Source organism: Thioalkalivibrio sulfidiphilus HL-EbGr7, from assembly GCF_000021985.1.
Taxonomy (GTDB): Bacteria; Pseudomonadota; Gammaproteobacteria; order Ectothiorhodospirales; family Ectothiorhodospiraceae; genus Thioalkalivibrio_A; species Thioalkalivibrio_A sulfidiphilus.
This window is the reverse complement of record NC_011901.1, coordinates 414,007-429,686: the sequence shown is the minus strand read 5'-3', so window position 1 is coordinate 429,686 and position 15,680 is coordinate 414,007. Positions and strand designations below refer to the sequence as shown.

17 protein-coding genes are annotated in these 15,680 nt (G+C 66.3%); 13 read left to right on the top strand and 4 right to left on the bottom strand.

Features of this window, described 5'->3' with window-relative positions:
- Positions 1-10: 10 nt before the first annotated feature.
- The 5 genes from TGR7_RS16680 to TGR7_RS01875 all read left to right on the top strand — a co-directional run bounded on the left by TGR7_RS16680 (position 11) and on the right by TGR7_RS01875 (position 5,123).
- Positions 11-499 (top strand): hypothetical protein, encoded by a 489-nt coding sequence (locus TGR7_RS16680; protein WP_148211451.1) that lies wholly within the window; start codon positions 11-13, stop codon positions 497-499.
- Positions 500-1,936 carry a hypothetical protein gene (locus TGR7_RS01890; protein ID WP_012636970.1) on the top strand — a complete coding sequence of 479 codons (1,437 nt, stop codon included), beginning with the start codon at positions 500-502 and terminating at the stop codon, positions 1,934-1,936.
- The gene (locus TGR7_RS01885; RefSeq protein ID WP_012636969.1) at positions 1,936-3,027 is read left to right on the top strand and encodes a LamG domain-containing protein; all 1,092 of its coding nucleotides are present in this window, start codon (positions 1,936-1,938) and stop codon (positions 3,025-3,027) included. The genes TGR7_RS01890 and TGR7_RS01885 overlap by 1 nt, the downstream gene beginning before the upstream one ends.
- Before the next feature lie 81 nt (positions 3,028-3,108).
- Complete coding sequence (locus tag TGR7_RS01880; RefSeq protein WP_148211450.1) at positions 3,109-3,354, top strand: hypothetical protein; 246 nt, start codon at positions 3,109-3,111, stop codon at positions 3,352-3,354.
- 2 nt (positions 3,355-3,356) lie between these two features.
- Complete coding sequence (locus TGR7_RS01875) at positions 3,357-5,123, top strand: hypothetical protein (RefSeq protein WP_012636967.1); 1,767 nt, start codon at positions 3,357-3,359, stop codon at positions 5,121-5,123.
- Here the strand turns inward: TGR7_RS01875 and TGR7_RS01870 are convergent, their stop codons facing one another.
- The 3 genes from TGR7_RS01870 to TGR7_RS01860 all read right to left on the bottom strand — a co-directional run bounded on the left by TGR7_RS01870 (position 5,124) and on the right by TGR7_RS01860 (position 7,492).
- Entirely contained in the window at positions 5,124-5,618 is a 495-nt protein-coding gene (locus TGR7_RS01870; RefSeq protein WP_012636966.1) for a DUF4124 domain-containing protein, read from the bottom strand.
- A 165-nt stretch (positions 5,619-5,783) separates the two neighbouring features.
- Complete coding sequence (locus TGR7_RS01865; RefSeq protein ID WP_012636965.1) at positions 5,784-6,983, bottom strand: hypothetical protein; 1,200 nt, start codon at positions 6,981-6,983, stop codon at positions 5,784-5,786.
- Positions 6,980-7,492 carry a thioredoxin family protein gene (locus TGR7_RS01860; RefSeq protein ID WP_012636964.1) on the bottom strand — a complete coding sequence of 171 codons (513 nt, stop codon included), beginning with the start codon at positions 7,490-7,492 and terminating at the stop codon, positions 6,980-6,982. Before TGR7_RS01860 ends, TGR7_RS01865 begins: the two co-directional genes overlap by 4 nt.
- A 1,057-nt stretch (positions 7,493-8,549) precedes the next feature.
- Here TGR7_RS01860 and TGR7_RS01850 point away from each other — a divergent pair.
- From TGR7_RS01850 to TGR7_RS01825, 6 genes are read left to right on the top strand one after another with little or no spacing between them, the layout of a single operon-like run.
- The gene (locus TGR7_RS01850) at positions 8,550-9,131 is read left to right on the top strand and encodes a thioredoxin family protein (RefSeq protein ID WP_012636963.1); all 582 of its coding nucleotides are present in this window, start codon (positions 8,550-8,552) and stop codon (positions 9,129-9,131) included.
- Complete coding sequence (locus tag TGR7_RS01845) at positions 9,128-10,459, top strand: TolC family protein (protein WP_012636962.1); 1,332 nt, start codon at positions 9,128-9,130, stop codon at positions 10,457-10,459. The genes TGR7_RS01850 and TGR7_RS01845 overlap by 4 nt, the downstream gene beginning before the upstream one ends.
- 26 nt (positions 10,460-10,485) lie before the next feature.
- Complete coding sequence (locus TGR7_RS01840) at positions 10,486-11,274, top strand: efflux RND transporter periplasmic adaptor subunit (RefSeq protein ID WP_041442286.1); 789 nt, start codon at positions 10,486-10,488, stop codon at positions 11,272-11,274.
- Entirely contained in the window at positions 11,267-11,596 is a 330-nt protein-coding gene (cutA, locus tag TGR7_RS01835; protein WP_012636960.1) for a divalent-cation tolerance protein CutA, read from the top strand. Before TGR7_RS01840 ends, cutA begins: the two co-directional genes overlap by 8 nt.
- A complete protein-coding gene (locus TGR7_RS01830) occupies positions 11,593-13,845 on the top strand; it encodes a protein-disulfide reductase DsbD (protein ID WP_012636959.1) in 2,253 nt (750 codons plus the stop codon). Before cutA ends, TGR7_RS01830 begins: the two co-directional genes overlap by 4 nt.
- Positions 13,846-13,905: 60 nt before the next feature.
- Positions 13,906-14,469: a TlpA family protein disulfide reductase gene (locus TGR7_RS01825; protein ID WP_012636958.1), complete on the top strand. Its 564-nt coding sequence runs from the start codon at positions 13,906-13,908 to the stop codon at positions 14,467-14,469.
- 15 nt (positions 14,470-14,484) lie between these two features.
- Here TGR7_RS01825 and TGR7_RS17400 read toward each other — a convergent pair whose 3' ends face one another.
- Positions 14,485-14,745 carry a hypothetical protein gene (locus TGR7_RS17400; protein WP_148211449.1) on the bottom strand — a complete coding sequence of 87 codons (261 nt, stop codon included), beginning with the start codon at positions 14,743-14,745 and terminating at the stop codon, positions 14,485-14,487.
- Between TGR7_RS17400 and aroQ the strand changes: the two genes are divergently transcribed.
- Positions 14,744-15,187 (top strand): type II 3-dehydroquinate dehydratase, encoded by a 444-nt coding sequence (gene aroQ, locus TGR7_RS01820; protein ID WP_012636957.1) that lies wholly within the window; start codon positions 14,744-14,746, stop codon positions 15,185-15,187. The genes TGR7_RS17400 and aroQ overlap by 2 nt on opposite strands.
- A gap of 7 nt (positions 15,188-15,194) precedes the next feature.
- Positions 15,195-15,653 (top strand): acetyl-CoA carboxylase biotin carboxyl carrier protein, encoded by a 459-nt coding sequence (gene accB / locus TGR7_RS01815; RefSeq protein WP_012636956.1) that lies wholly within the window; start codon positions 15,195-15,197, stop codon positions 15,651-15,653.
- Positions 15,654-15,680 lie beyond the last annotated feature (27 nt).

Here is a 15,680-nt window from a genome sequence, read left to right as displayed (position 1 = left end):
GCTCGGTGGCGTGGAAGTCGAGCTCCACGCCCGACTGCGCTGGACGCAGAGCTATACGCCCATCGGCGGTTCGACGGTGCAGCGTTTGTCCGATGGCGCTGGTCACAAGCAGAGCCGCTGGCGCAGGACAGCCACGGTGCTCACCTGCGAGGGCTGGATTCCTCCAGGGCTGGGGAGCCTGGATTATGCCGGGGCGCTGGAGATGCGCTGCGTCTCGCCCCGGGCCATTGCTGGCCCGGGCACGAGCTTCACGCTGCCCGCCGCGCGCCGCTCGGATAGCGGCTACGAGCCGTTCGGCTTCGCGCGCCTGGGCGATGAGTGGTTGCCCACGGCTGTGATGATGACGGGCGACCAGGCGAACCTGGACCCGGTCACCGGGGCCGACAGCTACCGGGTGCTGTGGTATCCGCAGCTGATGGTCCTCACCGACGGCCCCGAGGAGGACACCGACGGGGGCGCGGCCACCTACCGCTGGCGCCTGGCGGCGGAGGAGGCATAAGTGGCGGTCGAGCTGCCTGAATCGGGGATTTGGGACGTGGTTGTATCGGTGGACGGCGCCGACGTCTCCGACAGGCTCACGGGGCGCCTGCGTATCGAGGCCGAGGAGGGGGCGGCACGCATCGCTGAGTTTACGCTCTTGCCCACCGGCGGGCAGCTCGCCCTCACGGACTGGGTGGGCGCGCCCGCGGTGATCGATGTCATCCAGGATGGTTCGGCCCACCGGTTGTTTACGGGCCTGGTGGACCACCCCCGCTATGACCCCGCGACCCGACAGGTGACGCTGATTTGCACCGATGCCCGCCAGGAGAAACTCGACGCCCTGGACGCGGCGTCCATCGAGGCGCTGACGCCTGGGGCGCTGTGGAGCCCGGATGTGTTCGATGGCGATGCAGATGGCTTGCGCCGCGCCGAGGACCGGCTGTCTACCCTGCCCGCTGTCCTGGACCTTGGCCTGGATGGCGCCACCTGGCTGCTCACGCCCTGGGCCGCGAAGCCGGTGCCGGATCATGTGTTCGAGTCCGTGTTGGATGAGAGTCTGAGCATCGAGGTGGCCGAGCGGCGCAGCCTGGTGAATGAGGTGGCGGTGGAGCTCGATTACCGATTTACCCGCCAGCGCCACCGGGAACGGGATTTTCATTGGGCCTGGGCATGGCCCCCGGGAGGCCCGGGCGGCTTCTGCTCGTGGTTTTTCGACACCACGGAACTGCCCGACAAGGACATGATCCAGCGGGCCGCCGAAGGCGGCGGCTGGAGCCCGTATCCGCAGAGCTTTTCGTGGGCGGAGCTGCCGCCCAGCTCGAATCCTCCGGTCTGCGGGCAGTTCGAGGTCGGTTGGATCAACCCCACCCGCGTGACTCCGACCGTGCTGGGCGCGAGTTGGACGGCGGCGCGCCGCATGACTCAGGCGGTGACGGAGCAGTATCGCCTGACGGTGCGCGCGCCGCAGTCCATCGCTCGCCACGGGGTGGTGACCGGGCGCGAGCGATCGGTGGCGTTTACGGATTTCGATTCCGGGGATTGGGAGCGCGAGGCCGACCAGGGCCGCCCCGAGGGCGCGGTGCAGGACGCTCTGGGGGATTGGATCGTGGATCACGACGACCGGGATCAGTGCGATCTGGCCATCGAGACGCTGCTGGCAATGGCCCGCACGCGGATCCTCGCCGCCCATCGGCGTAATTTCGTCGCTTGGCAGTGGCCAGGCGTGGTGCCGGGGCTGGATCGGGCGGATACGGTGCGTGTCTCGACCGATGGCGTTTCGGCCACCGGCAAAGTCGCGCAGCTGCTCACGGAGATTGATTTCTCAACCGCGAGCCTGCTGACCACGGTGCGCATCGCGGTCTCGCGCAGCGGTACCGCTGACCCTGTCAGCGAGACGCCGCTGCTGGCGCCGGGGCCGCCGGATACGACGCCGCAAGCGAGTGAGGAGGAAGACTGATGGCGTTTCCAGCGGGGGGGTATGCGGATCTGGCGGCAGCCATTGCCGATGGAGTCGTCCATTACTGGCCGATGAGCGAGACCAGCGGCGCGCATGTCGGCGACGTGGTCGGTGGCGTGTCTGGGCAGATGCTGCATGACACGGTCGGAATGGGGGAGTCCATTATCGACGGGCCGTTTACCAAGGCTAGGCGCTTTCATTACAACAGCACCGACGACGTGTTAATCATCAACCCAGCCGGGGATGTGGACCCGCAGTACGAATACGAGGCCTGGACCGTTTCGATGGTCATCCGGGCGTGGCAGGTCAACCAATGGAACAGTGTGCTGAGCCTGCAGCCGCTGGCGGGTCTGTGTAGCCAGTCACTGGGTATAGATCTGATCGATTGGGGTGATGGGATAGGCGAGAGCCTGTTCCGGTCCACATTCAGTTGCTCCAGCAATAGTCTGGTGCCGTTTGAAGATCCTATCCTCCCAGCTACCCTGGATCAGTGGGGCCGACTGACGTTGCTGTGGGACGGCGTCTCTCTCCGATCGTTCTACAATGGGATCCCCGGCACCGTCGTGCACGAGCCCGTAAATCATCAGCCCTTGCGTGTCGTAGCCGTGCCGTGGTCCATCGGTGGTTTTTTGCACGACGGGCAGGCCATCGACGTGCTCTATGGCGCTATCGCAGACCTCGGCATCTGGGATCGCGCCCTGTCCACTGAGGAGCTCCAGAATCTCTGGGCTGGCGACGCGCCGAACCCCATCGTCGTTCTCGGAGGTGGAGGTCCAGACCCAGATCCAGACCCCGGTGACACTTGGGAACCGCTGCCGGTCATCCCAGGGGCGATCACCCTGGGCACCCAGATCGGCGGCGGCGATGAAGCAGAGACGACGGGGCGCTACAACTCGCCAGAGTACGACCCGGAGCTGGATGGGTTTGCTGGGAATTACTCTGCCAGAAACCCCAGCGCGCCGGTCTATCCGCGCCGCTTCCTGGTTCGGACACCAGAGGTCGAGGCAGAGGCTCGCGATCCTGTGGCTGCAGAGGGCAACGCCCTCTACGAGATAGCCATCCGGAATGATGAGCTTTCGACGGAGGTGTAAGTGGCCACCGACAAGCGTTTGATCGAGGATCTCAACAGTCTGGTGGACATCCGACCAGACAGAAAGCTGCCGGAGACCCCGATGCGCGGCCCTCTGGCGCCAGGTCGGGGCTACGCGGCAGGCGACGAGCCGCCCACCACCCAGGGCGGCGGTATCGCCAGCCCGCTGATAGAGCCGGACATCTCGGCCCGGGAGTATTACGAGAGCCGCTTGTTCACAAGCTCGGACGGCATATTCACCCTAGAGGTGGCGCCGATCAGGCAGCTGCTCATGGCGGACGCCAATGGTGCCGAGGTGGTGTTCCAGTTCGCAGAGCCCGAGCCGTAGACATGGAAAACCGCAACGGACATCTGCTGGCGGAAATCGGGGCATTGGGTACTCCCTATCACGGCCTGGTCGTGGGCGGCAAGCTGTCGTTACCTAATGGCGCAGAGATCGATTATCCGCAACCCACGACAGGTGACACCGTGCTCGTGCAGGTGCCCGGCACGCCCGCTGTGGAACGCACCGAGCAGCAGCAGGTGCTGGATGCTGAGCGTGGGTTCCAGTGGTGGGATAAGGCCATCCTGGCTGGCGATGGGCGAATGCTATACGGCAGGTCGCTGGGGAGCGGCCGCTGGATCTACATCGACCCAGACGGCACCCGATGGTTGGCTCGGGTCACCAACATTGGGGCGGTGGATCTCACGACTAGCCGGGCGTTTACTGTCTTGCTGACCGAGTTCGGGCGTATCGGTGGGCCACCAGCGCAACAGATCACGGTCGAGGCTGAGATCACCGACTGGCAGCAGCATACGCCGAACCCACTCAACACGGTGAGCGTGACCACGGCGTCTATGGTCATGGAGGACGCCTCACCCTCAGGCAACAAATCAGTCTGGGCGCTCAAGAGCACGCAGGGCCTGCAGTGGGCTCACCCGCAGCCGATGGCCTTGGGGTTTTTCGAGCTGGAGCTGTCAGGAGCCGGAGATGAGATCACCCTGGCGGCCCGGGTGATCTTGTCGAGGGCCCAAACCCTAGGCGCGTGGGAGCGCACAGGAGAACCGCTCAGGGGCTACGTCAAGGCATGGAAGCATATCGGGCAGGGCACCTCGATGGTGCTGCAGTGGAGCACAATGGACACGCAGACCTGCACCGGGTGCGCTTACTATGAGCGCGATATGGAAGAGTCTGACTGGTGGCTGCAGGATCAACCACAGGACGCGCCGACATGGTACGTGAATGACCCGCCCGCTGTGGCAGCCTGGATCGGCACGGGGGCACTTGTCGATGCGCTCACAGGCCGCGTGGTGCAGATGTGGTACTCAGCCACAGGGGATCTCGTGCCAGTGATCCTGGAGATCACCCATGCCAGATCCTACGACTATCCACAGCCCACAGTCTCATGGGACACGGAGACCCGCCTGGATTGCCTGAGCCCAGGCAGCCCAGGGTGTGTTACCACGGTCGAGGAGCATGACCCTGGGCAAATATCTGTCTCGCAGAGCGGCAGTTCCACCGAGACATTCAGTTGGCGTATCGTCGCCGGTGGCCAGACGCTGCTGGAACACACCGGCACCATCACGGTGACATCGGGTGGTACCTACAGGGATCTGGATGTGGCCCGCCAGGTGCAAATTGACGCGAGTCATGCCTATGATTCCAGCTTCGGTATCACCGGCAGTCGGAGCGTCAATGAGACGCGGTATCCGACTCAGCAGTCCCCCCTGCTAGGGCTGCCGGGCCCTAGCGTCACCACAGTATTCGGATACCCGTCACCCGGGCTGCTAGCGAGTGAAGGGCCTCACGGTTGGGGTCGTGACGGGATCGTCGCGTTCGGTGATTTCGACAACCCAACGTTGCTGGATGGGAGGCTGTACCGGCACTCGAATCACGTCCTCGGATTCTATGGGGTGGCTGCCACGTTCTACCATCCCTACACGGAAGACTGGTTTTTCCAAGGCTATGCTACCCCCAGTGGGGGGGACAACCAGGCCCGCGGGAGCATGTCATCGAGCACACTCCCACAGGTGCACGCCTCCTGGTGCCCGGTGACCCACCAGGTGTCGCTGGCGTGGGAGATAGGGGCCATAACGGACCCGGTCTGCTTCGTCTGATCACCGGCTCACGCTCGTCACCAGCCCATTCCTGAAGTGCACGTAGTCTCGCCGGTAGTTCTCGCGCTCGTAGACCCATTGTTCGTTGTAGCTGTAGCGGGAGTCGGTGACGTTGACCCGGCTCGGGCTGCCCCAGGCGCGGCGCACCTGTTCGGGGGTCATGCCGGGCACGACCTGGCGCGCGCGGGTAGCTTCTTCCAGCCGTGCTCGGTCGCGTTCGGAGGCGTTGTGTTCGGCCGCCCTCGCCCGCTCCCGGTCGGTACGGCTGGATTGCTGGCGCAGGTTCTGGATCTCTCCGGGGCGCAGGCCTCGGGGCGCCGCGCTCGGCGCGGTGGGTTCGGTGCGGATGGCTTCGGCCTCGGGGGCGCAGGGTGTCTGGGAAAAGACGGTCTGGCCGTTGACCTCGCATCTATACACCTGGGAATGGGCACCTGAGCTGATGCCCAGTAGGCAGATAAAAGAGATGGTAATGAGGGGGTTTTTGGTCTGCAGCATCACCGCACTCCTTTGCAAGGGGGCTAGGACAGAGGTTACCGCCTGTCCCCCTTTCAACCAACCCCGTACCCCAGATTAAAGCGTTTTAGACGTGTCGCAAACCAACCGTCATTGCGTCGCAAACTAATCGTCGCGCTACAGAATCTTGAATCTTGAATCTTGCTTCTAGTGCCTTTCTGCCGAAGTGTAGCGCAGGTGGCTCCAACCCTCCGCCGTGCGGCTGGTCCAGAGCAGGTGCAGGCGCCCGTCGGCACCGAAGGCGGCTGCAGGGCTGGTGTGGGCACCGGTTCCATAGCCGGGCGCCACGGCCTGGTCGTCACTCCACTCCCCGTCCTCCCGCCAGGACATCCACAGGTCCGGGGTGTCGTCCCGGGTATCGTCCCAGACCGCCAGCGGCAGACCCTCGGGGTCCAGGGCCACGGCAGCCCGCCACTGGGGGGTGTTGGCGCCGAACATGTCCTGGACCATCTCGTTGGGTCCGAAGCTCGCGCCCCCGTCCTCGCTGAGCGCCGCGAACACGTCGTAGCCGGAACGAAAGTCCCGCTTGTCCAGCCACACCGCCGCCACCCGGTCACCCCGGGCCGCCAGGGCCAGCCGGGTCACGCCGGAGCCGGCGCCGAATTCCACCGTGCGCGGCCCCTGGGGCAGGTCATTGAGCAGGCGGGGGTCACTGAAGGCGCCTTCATGGCCGCGAAATGCGGTGTAGAGCCGGGTATGGCCGTGGCGCCGGTCCTCCCAGCCCACCAGCACGCCCGCATCGGTCACCGCCACGGTGGGGTAGAGCTGGTCCCGCGCCGCCGGCTCGGCATCCACCGGCCGCACCTCGCCCAGACGCACGCCACCGTCCCCATCCAGGGAAACCGGCGCGCTGACAATGCGCATCACCCCGGACTCCCGGCGCGCCCAGGCCGCCACGACGCCGTGCGCCGGGTGGGCCGCCAGGGCGGGCTCCGCGGATTCCATGGCCTCGATGCGGGTCGCCGGCCCCATCCCGGCGGGTCCCGCGCTGCGCAGCCACACATGACCGTCCTGCTCCCAGGCGAACAGGAAGACCCCGCCCACGGCCACCACCACCGGCTGGTAGGCCTCGCGGCCCGTGCTCAACTGTTGGGCCGCGCCAAATTCCGGCTCATCATGGGCACGGAAGGCTGCCCGAACCTGGTAGCTGCCGTCGGCATTGTCCGCCCAGGCGGCCGCCACCGTACCCTCGTCGTTCACCGCCAGGTGCTGGCGGGCGGTGCCTTCCAGCTGGTGGAACAGCCCGCCCCGGGGCGCCTCGCCGACTGTCAGATCAGGGCCGAACTGCCATTCGGCCAGCGCCGGGGATGCCAGCAACAGGGCCCCGGCCAGCCATCCGCCCCTCATCGGGCCTGTTCCGCGAGAAACTCGAACAGGCGCTGCTCCCGGTAATGACCGCCGGAGACGAAGCGATGGAAGTCCCGGAACTCGTCAGCGGTCTTGTAGCCGGGCACCGTGAAGATGGTGTTGCCGTCGGATTCCAGGAAGCCGAACACCGGTGTGGCGAACACGTTCATGCGCGCCCCCAGCTCCAACTCGGTGATGCGCTCACCACTCGGCAGGGTCATGCGCCGACCGCTCTCGGCGTCCACGTAGACCAGCACGTAGTTCTCCTCGTACAGGGCCTTGAGGTCCGGGTCGGAGAAACTCTCCCTGTTGGTCTTGTCGCACCAGCCGCAGCCGTAGCGGCCGAAATACAGGAACACCGGCCGGTCCTGCTCGGCGGCCAGGCGCAGGCCCTCGTCATAGCTGACGAAGTTGTAGCCCTTGGGGGCCTCCGCCGTGGCGGGGGCGGCCAGCAGCCAGAGGGCGCCCAGGGCGAGCAACAGTTGTGTCAGGGTGGATCGCGGGTTCATCGCATGGACTCCTCTGTGGGGCGGGATTCTCTGATCCCGTTGTTTTCAATGTTTGAGGGTGTGGACTTTAGATTTATGTGACCGGGTGGATGGGGGGAAGGTTGCATGAATTCCGGGGTGGTCGCCATGATGGGGGTCAAGCGGCTGGGAGGTCATGGGGGGTACTCCGGGTCGCGGGGGGCTGGGGCAGAGGCAAAATCAAAGTCAAAGTCAAAGTCAAAGGCTTCCGATCCCCGTTGCACGGGGCTCGGGTTACTTTTCTTGCTTGTCCAAGAAAAGTAACCAAAAGAAGGACACCCCGATGCCGCACCCGCTGATCGCGGGTGCCCTGCGTTGCTCGGCTTCGAGGGGGTCGCCTGACAGGCCGTCCGTGGCCTGGCAGGCGACGCGCCGCGTCCCTGCGGCGCCCCTTCGGGCTTTTTCCCTCGAAGCCTGCGCTACTCGGTGCGGCATAAGGGGCGGGCAGATCAACACCGCTTCGACCTGCTTTGGGTTTTCATCGTAGAAGCCCCGACCCCGGGGCGAATGGTGGGAAATTCGCCCCGGGTCGGGGCTCCTACAAAGAACAACAAACTTCCCAGGCTAAGGGGGTTGCTGCCTTTGACGTTCTCCCCCCGTTTTTCTCGCCGAGCACGGGGGTGTTCCGGGGTCAAAGCCCGATAGGGGCGCCGCAGGGATGCGGCGCGTCGGCTGTCAGGCCAGGGAAGGCCTGTCAGCCGACCTCCCCGGAACGCCCCCGCGCGCAGGGCACCCCGCAGGGGCGAGAAACCCGGGTGTCTTTTCTTTGGTTACTTTCTTTGGACAAGCAAAGAAAGTAACCCGAGCCGGCTGCAAGCCGGATCGGAAGCCTTTGACTTTATTAACCAACCCCAAGCCACACCCCCAAACTCACCCCCAATAACCCGACTGTATAGTGGAACTCTCCCTCTCCCCCACAGTCACACTGCCAAAGAAGCCGTGAACCCACCCCCAAAGTGGACATTCACAGCACACAGAAGTCGGGCTTAGAATCCCGCCATCCGCCAAAGGCGGAACACAAGAACACCGGAGGAGAGAGATGAACCGCCCCCATCTGATGCCTGTCGCGCGTCGGCCAGCCGCATGGCTGTGGTCCGGCCTGATCCTGGCGACCCTGCTGGTCTGGGGCACCCTGGCCCGGGCCGCCGGCGGTCTTGACCCCTACGAACACTTCTTCCAGACCACCTTCGGCGACTTCCAGGAAGAACTGGAGCTGACCCGCGAGGAGGACAAGAAGGCCCTGCTGATCTTCTTCGAGATGGACGAGTGCCCCTTCTGCCACCGCATGAAGCAGAACGTGCTCAACCAGCCCGAGGTGCAGGCCTTCTACCGCGAGCATTTCCGTATTCTGAGCGTGGACGTGAACGGCGACGTGGAGGTCACCAATTTCCAGGGTGAGACCGTGCGCCAGGCCGACTTCGCCTTCCGCGAGAACCGCGTGCGCGCCACCCCGGTGTTCCAGTTCTACGACCCCGAGGGCAATCCCATCGCCCGCTTCACCGGCGCCACCTCGGGCGTGGAGGAATTCCTGTGGCTGGGCGAGTTCGTCGCCGAGGGCCACTACAAGGACAGCAACTTCAACCGCTTCAAGCGCGAGCGACAGGCCCAGTCACGGCAATGATGCGATCAGGGAGGAACGCCGGGCGTGCGTGGGGGCGCGCGCTCGTGGGCACAGTGCTGTGCCTGGCCACTGGCGCCATGGCCGAGACCCGTCTGCCATCGCCACTCACCTTGAGCGACGCGCTCGTCTTCGCCGATGACGAACACCCCGCCGTGGCCCAGGGCCGTGCCGGCGTGCTGCGCGGCGAGGCCGAGCGCCTGGCCGCCGAGAGCGCCAATGATCTCGCCGTGGGCATCCGTCTCAATGCCCGCTGGGTGGACCCCAATGAACGGGCCCCGGACCAGGGCAACAACGACTCCCAGGCCATCCTGCGCCTCTCCAAGCCCCTCTATGATTTCGGTCGCAGCAGCAACGCCCGGGCGGCCGCCGAGACCGCCCTGCGCGGCCAGCAGGAACAGCACCTGAGCCTGGTGGCCCGCCAGCGCATGGAGATCATGCGCCGCTACTTCGACGTGCTGATGGCGGACCTGGCCTACGCCCGGGACAACGAGGACATGGCCATCGCCTTCATCGCCTTCGACCGGGCCCAGAACCGCAATGAACTGGGCCAGGTCTCCGACATCGACCTCTACGCCCTGCAGGAGCGCTTCCAGGAGAGCCGCCTGCGCCGCCTGGCCACCCTGCAGGAGACCCGCAGCGCCCGCAACCGCCTGGCCCTGGCCCTGAACCGCCCGGATCAGGTGCCGTCGGACCTGATCAACCCCGCCCTGCCCGGCAACGACCGGGCGCTGCCCGAGATCGAGGAGCTCTATGCCCTGGCCGAGGCCGGCAACCGCCGCCTGGCCAGCCTGCGCCTGGAGGCCGAGGCCGCCAGCCAGCGCATCGCCGCGCGACGCGCCGACCGTCGCCCCGTGCTCAGCCTGGAGGCCGAGGCCGCTCATTACGAGCGGGTGCTGGGCAGCCGCGACCCGCTGGCCGCCGGCCTGGTGCTGGACATCCCGCTCTACAGCGGCGGACGCGTGGATGCGGGCGTGGCCCGGGAGCAGGCCAACCTCTACGATGTCCAGGCGCGCCTGCGCCAGCACGAACTGGACCTGCGCCAGGCGGTGCTGGAGACCTGGCTGGAGATCCAGCGCCTGCGCACCCAGCGCGACCATGCCCGCGCCACCGCCGACTACCGCGACCTGTACCTGGACCGCAGCCGCGCCCTCTACGAACTGGAGGTGGCCACGGACCTGGGGGATGCCATGACCCAGCAGTCCGCCGCCATGCTGTTCACGGCCCAGACGGAATTCGAACTGGCGCTGGCCTGGGAGCGGCTCGCCCTGCTCACCGGCCAACCGGACTTCAGCGCCGTGCACGCCAGCCACGCCCAGGGCACGCCCTGATGAACCAGAACCGGGAGTTGCCACCCATGCCCAGCCCTTCCAAAGCCCGGCGCCTCGCCGCCCTGCTGTCCGCCCTGGCCCTGTCGCTGTCCCTGACCGCGCCGTCGGCCCTGGCCCAGGACATCCCCGCGCAGCTCGACTGGGCGGAACGCCTGGAACTCGGCACCCCGGTCTCCGGCATGGTCACCCGGGTCAATGCCGAGCCGGGGCAGCGGGTCAAGCGCGGCGACGTGCTGGTGCAGCTGGACGATCGCGGCCTGCGCGCCTACGTGGAGGAGGCCGAGGCCCAGGTCAAGCGCCTGGAGCTGGCCCGCGACGAGGCGAAGCTCGAATACGAGCGCCAGCAGGAGATGTTCGACCGCACCCTCATCTCCCAGCGCGACCTGAGCCTGGCGCAGATCGGTTTCGCCATGGCGGATGCGGAGTTCGTGGCCGCCAAGGCGCGGCTCACCCGCGCGCGCCTGGACCTGGAATACAGCCGCGTGCGCGCCCCCTTCGACGGCCTGGTGCTCGCCCGCCACGTGCGCGTCGGGCAGGCGGTGAACAACGAACTGCAGGTCACGCCGCTGGTTACCCTGGTGAGCAGCGAGCCCATGCTGGCCCGGGGCAATGTCGCCGAGGATCGGCTGGCGCGCCTGCGTGAAGGCCAGAACATGGTGGTGCGCGTGGGCGAGGCCCGCTACGAGGGCACCCTGCGTGCCATCGGTCTGGAAGCGATGGACAATGGCTTCCCGGTGACGGTGCAGTTCAGCGCCCCGGCCGAACACCGCCTGCGCGCCGGCCTCGCGGCCACCCTGCAGACCGGCAATGACTGACGCCACCGGCACCCTGCTGGCCTTCACCACCCTGCCCGATGAAGCCAGCGCCACCCGGCTCGCCTCGTCGCTGGTAGAGCGCCGTCTGGCGGCCTGTGTGAATATTCTGCCCGCCGGGACGTCCATCTATGAATGGGATGGCGAGATTCACCAGGACCCGGAGCACGTGCTGATCATCAAGTGCACCGAGGCCCGCTTCGAACGGCTGCAGAACGCCATCCTGGAACTGCATCCCTATGAACTTCCGGAGATCGTGGCGGTTCCAATCAGTCACGGGCTCCCCCCTTACCTCCAATGGATCAAAGAAAGCACCACGCCATGAAACGACTGCTCGCCCTCATCCTCCTGCTGTTCACCCTCCCCGCCCACGCCTTCCTGGGCGATGAACTGCTGGAGCCCGAAAAGGCCTTCGCCTTCGAGGCCAGCCTGCAGAACGGCGACACCCTGGTGGCCGAATGGCGCATCGCCGACGGCTACTACATGTACCGGGAGCAGTTCGCGTTTGAATCCCAGACCGACGGCATCCGCCTGGGCACCCCGCGCATCCCGGCGGGCACGGTCAAGGAGGACGAGTTCTTCGGCCGGGTGGAGACCTACCGCAACCACATCCGCATCGAGGTGCCCATCGAGCGCGCCAGCGGCGCCCCCAACCGGCTCGAGGTGAAGGCCCGTTCCCAGGGCTGCGCCGACATCGGCGTGTGCTACCCGCCCCTGTTCCAGACCGCCTCCCTGGACCTGCCCGCAGCACCCCGCGCCACCAGCCGGGGCAACGGCGCCGTCAACGCCCTGAGCCAGCTGGCCGGCAGCATCGGCGGCGGCAGCGCCGACGAACTGCTGGAGCCCGAAAAGGCCTTCATGCTGTCCGTGGAACCCATCAGCCAGAACGCGGTGCTGGCCACCTGGACCATCGCCGAGGGCTACTACCTGTACCGGGACAAGCTCGCCTTCCGGGTGACCGAAGGTGCGGGCAACCGGGTCGGCCCGGTCAATCCCCCCGAGGGCATCAAGGTGGAGGACGAGTTCTTCGGCCTCACCGAGACCTACCGCCACGAGGTGCAGATCCTGGTGCCCATCCTGCGCGAGGAGGGTGCCAGCAACCGCGTGACCCTGGAGGCGGACTACCAGGGCTGCGCCGACCTGGGGGTCTGCTACCCGCCGCTGACCCAGACCGTGAGTTTCGAATTCACCGGCGACCTGGCCGCCAGCGTGGACATCCCCGCCGCGCCCGAACGGGCCGCGCCGCCGGTCTCCGAGCAGGACCGCATCGCCGCCCAGCTGGCCGACGGCCGCCTGTGGCTGGTGGTGCTGGCCTTCTTCGGTTTCGGCCTGCTGCTCACCTTCACGCCCTGCGTGTTCCCGATGATCCCGATCCTGTCCAACATCATCATCGGGCAGAAGAACCTCACCACTCGCAAGGCCTTCTTCATCTCCCTGGTGTTCGTGCTGGCCATGGCGCTCACCTACACCGTGGCGGGCGTATTCGCGGGCCTGGCCGGCGCCAACCTGCAGGCCGCCTTCCAGAACCCCTGGATCATCGGCGCCTTCGTGGCGGTGTTCATCGCGCTGGCCATGTCCATGTTCGGCTTCTATGACCTGCAGATGCCCTCCGCCATCCAGACGCGGCTGTCCAACCTCAGCAACAAGCAGGAAGGCGGCACCTTCATCGGCGCCGGCATCATGGGCTTCCTCTCGGCCCTGATCGTCGGCCCCTGCGTGACCGCACCCCTGGTGGGCGCCCTGCTGTACATCAGCCAGACCGGTGACGCCTTCCTGGGCGGCCTGGCGCTGTTCTCCCTGTCCATGGGCATGGGCGCGCCGCTGCTGGTCATCGGCACCGCCGGCGGCAAGATCCTGCCCCGGGCCGGCGCCTGGATGGATCCGGTCAAGGCCGTGTTCGGCGTCGCCCTGCTGGGCATGGGCATCTGGCTGCTGGAGCGGGTCATCCCCATGCCGGTGGCCCTGTTCCTGTGGGGTGCGCTGCTGATCGTCTCCGGCATCTACATGGGCGCCCTGCAGTCCCTGGCCCCCGGGGCCAGCGGCTGGCGCAACCTGTGGAAGGGCCTCGGCCTGGTGCTGCTGGTCTGGGGCGTGCTGCTCATGATCGGCGCCGCCTCCGGTGGCCGCGATGTGTTCAAGCCCCTGAGCGGCCTGACCGCCACCACCGTGGTCAGCGGCGCCCCCGGCGCCGCGACACAGGCCCAGGGCCTGCAGTTCAGGAAGATCGACAGCCTGGCCGACCTGGAACGGGAAGTGGCCAGCGCCAGCGCGGCGGGTCAGCCGGTGATGCTCGACTTCTACGCCGACTGGTGCGTGGACTGCGTGCGCATGGAGCGCACCACCTTCCAGGATGCCGGCGTGATCCAGGCCCTGTCCGGCGCCGTGCTGCTCAAGGCCGACGTGACCGCCAACAACTCGGACCACCGGGAGCTGATGCGACACTTCAACCTGTTCGGACCGCCGGCCATCGTGTTCTATGATGCCAGCGGCAACGAACTGCGCGATTATCGCATCGTGGGCTACACGCCCGCCGCACGCTTCACGCAACACGTCAACAACGCCTTCGGTGGATAACAAGCCATGGTCGCCTCACGCCTCCCCCCTCACACCTCACGCCCCAGGCAAAGCCGGGGCATGAGCCAGCCCGCCTTCCTGGGCCTGCTGGTGGCGATCGCCCTGCTGGCGGGTTTCGGCGGTTACGGCTTCTACCACCTGGGCCAGCCCAGTGAGCCCGCCCCTGCCCAGGCCACCGTCACGCCCGCCTCCAGCAACGGCGTGGTCGGCATGGCCCGCCCCGAGTTCAGCCTGCCGGACCTGGAAGGCACCGCGCGCCACATCTCCGAGTGGGACGGCGACGTGGTGCTGGTGAATTTCTGGGCCACCTGGTGCCCGCCCTGCCTCAAGGAGATGCCCGCCTTCGTGGAGGTGCAGGAGGAATACGGCGCGCGCGGCCTGACCATCGTGGCCGTGGCCATCGACGAGAAGGACGCGGTGCGCGACTTCGTCGACACCTACGGCATCAACTTCCCGGTGCTGATCGGCGAGACCGAGGCCATGACCGTGACCCGGGACTACGGCAACCGTTTCGGCGCCCTGCCCTACAGCGTGCTCTACGACCGGGAAGGCAAGATCCGCTTCGTCCAGGCCGGGGAACTGCACAAGGACACCTTCGTGCGGGAACTCACCCCGCTGCTTTAAACGTCGATTCAAAATTCAAGATTCAACATTCAAAATTCCTTCGCTGGGTCCCGTCTTGAATTTTGAACCTTGAATATTGAATTGCCTTTGCGACCCAGGTCTCAAATTTTCAGCTAAAATCCCCGAACTGGCGCCGATCTTCGGCCAGACGCGTCCACGGCCCCGTGCCTCGCTGGACACCCCTACATTCATCAGGCACAATGCCTTCGCCTGCCGGATAAACACCAGAACAAGCCAAGATTCCGGCCCATTTCCAGCCGTTTCAAGAAAGATCATGGCAAAGTTCCTGCTCCTCAACGGCCCCAACCTGAACCTGCTCGGCACCCGCGAGCCGCAGATCTATGGCAGCCAGACCCTGGCCCAGATCTGCGACACGCTGCGCGAACAGGCCAAGGCCCACGGCCATGTGCTGGAGGACTTCCAGTCCAATGCCGAGCATGAACTGGTGGAGCGCGTGCACCGCGCCAGCCGGGAAGGCATCGACTTCATCCTCATCAATCCAGGCGCCTTCACCCACACCAGCATCGCCCTGCGCGACGCCCTGCTGGGGGTGGCCATTCCCTTCATCGAGGTCCACCTGTCCAACGTGCATGCCCGCGAGCCATTCCGCCACAAATCCTACCTGTCGGACGTGGCCCGGGGTGTGATCATGGGACTGGGACCCAAGGGCTATGCGCTGGCGCTGGACGCCGCCATTCACCTGACACAGAAGAACTGACACCCCCATGGATATCCGCAAGATCAAGAAGCTGATCGAACTGCTGGAGGAATCCGGCATCAACGAGATCGAGATCAAGGAAGGCGAGGAATCGGTGCGCATCACCCGCAGCGCGCCCGGCAGCCAGCATGCCTTCGTCATGCCCCAGCATTTCTCCGCCCCGACTGCATCTGCACCCGCCCCGGCCGCCGAGGTCAGCACCGAGAGCGCAGGCGCGCCCGCGCTGCCCGAAGGCCACGCGGTCACCGCCCCCATGGTGGGCACCTTCTACCGCGCCCCCTCCCCGGGCGCCAAGCCCTTCGTGGACGTGGGTCAGTCGGTGTCCGCAGGCGACACCCTGTGCATCATCGAGGCCATGAAGATGCTCAACCAGATCGAGGCCGACAAGGCCGGCGTGGTCAAGGCCATCCTGATCGAGAACGGCCAGCCGGTGGAATACGGCCAGCCGATGTTCATCATCGAATGATCTGAGAGTCAGAATCTGCCGCAGAGA

Bases quoted from the DNA above. Each gene is read 5' to 3' on its own strand.
- TGR7_RS01865 (WP_012636965.1), bottom strand. From the start codon at position 6,983: ATGAGGGGCGGATGGCTGGCCGGGGCCCTGTTGCTGGCATCCCCGGCG.
- TGR7_RS01845 (WP_012636962.1), top strand. From the start codon at position 9,128: ATGATGCGATCAGGGAGGAACGCCGGGCGTGCGTGGGGGCGCGCGCTC.
- cutA (WP_012636960.1), top strand. From the start codon at position 11,267: ATGACTGACGCCACCGGCACCCTGCTGGCCTTCACCACCCTGCCCGAT.
- TGR7_RS01830 (WP_012636959.1), top strand. From the start codon at position 11,593: ATGAAACGACTGCTCGCCCTCATCCTCCTGCTGTTCACCCTCCCCGCC.
- accB (WP_012636956.1), top strand. From the start codon at position 15,195: ATGGATATCCGCAAGATCAAGAAGCTGATCGAACTGCTGGAGGAATCC.
- TGR7_RS17400 (WP_148211449.1), bottom strand. From the start codon at position 14,745: ATGATCTTTCTTGAAACGGCTGGAAATGGGCCGGAATCTTGGCTTGTT.
- TGR7_RS01870 (WP_012636966.1), bottom strand. From the start codon at position 5,618: ATGCTGCAGACCAAAAACCCCCTCATTACCATCTCTTTTATCTGCCTA.
- TGR7_RS01840 (WP_041442286.1), top strand. From the start codon at position 10,486: ATGCCCAGCCCTTCCAAAGCCCGGCGCCTCGCCGCCCTGCTGTCCGCC.
- TGR7_RS01850 (WP_012636963.1), top strand. From the start codon at position 8,550: ATGAACCGCCCCCATCTGATGCCTGTCGCGCGTCGGCCAGCCGCATGG.
- TGR7_RS01880 (WP_148211450.1), top strand. From the start codon at position 3,109: ATGCGCGGCCCTCTGGCGCCAGGTCGGGGCTACGCGGCAGGCGACGAG.
- TGR7_RS01860 (WP_012636964.1), bottom strand. From the start codon at position 7,492: ATGAACCCGCGATCCACCCTGACACAACTGTTGCTCGCCCTGGGCGCC.
- TGR7_RS01825 (WP_012636958.1), top strand. From the start codon at position 13,906: ATGAGCCAGCCCGCCTTCCTGGGCCTGCTGGTGGCGATCGCCCTGCTG.
- aroQ (WP_012636957.1), top strand. From the start codon at position 14,744: ATGGCAAAGTTCCTGCTCCTCAACGGCCCCAACCTGAACCTGCTCGGC.
- TGR7_RS01885 (WP_012636969.1), top strand. From the start codon at position 1,936: ATGGCGTTTCCAGCGGGGGGGTATGCGGATCTGGCGGCAGCCATTGCC.
- TGR7_RS01875 (WP_012636967.1), top strand. From the start codon at position 3,357: ATGGAAAACCGCAACGGACATCTGCTGGCGGAAATCGGGGCATTGGGT.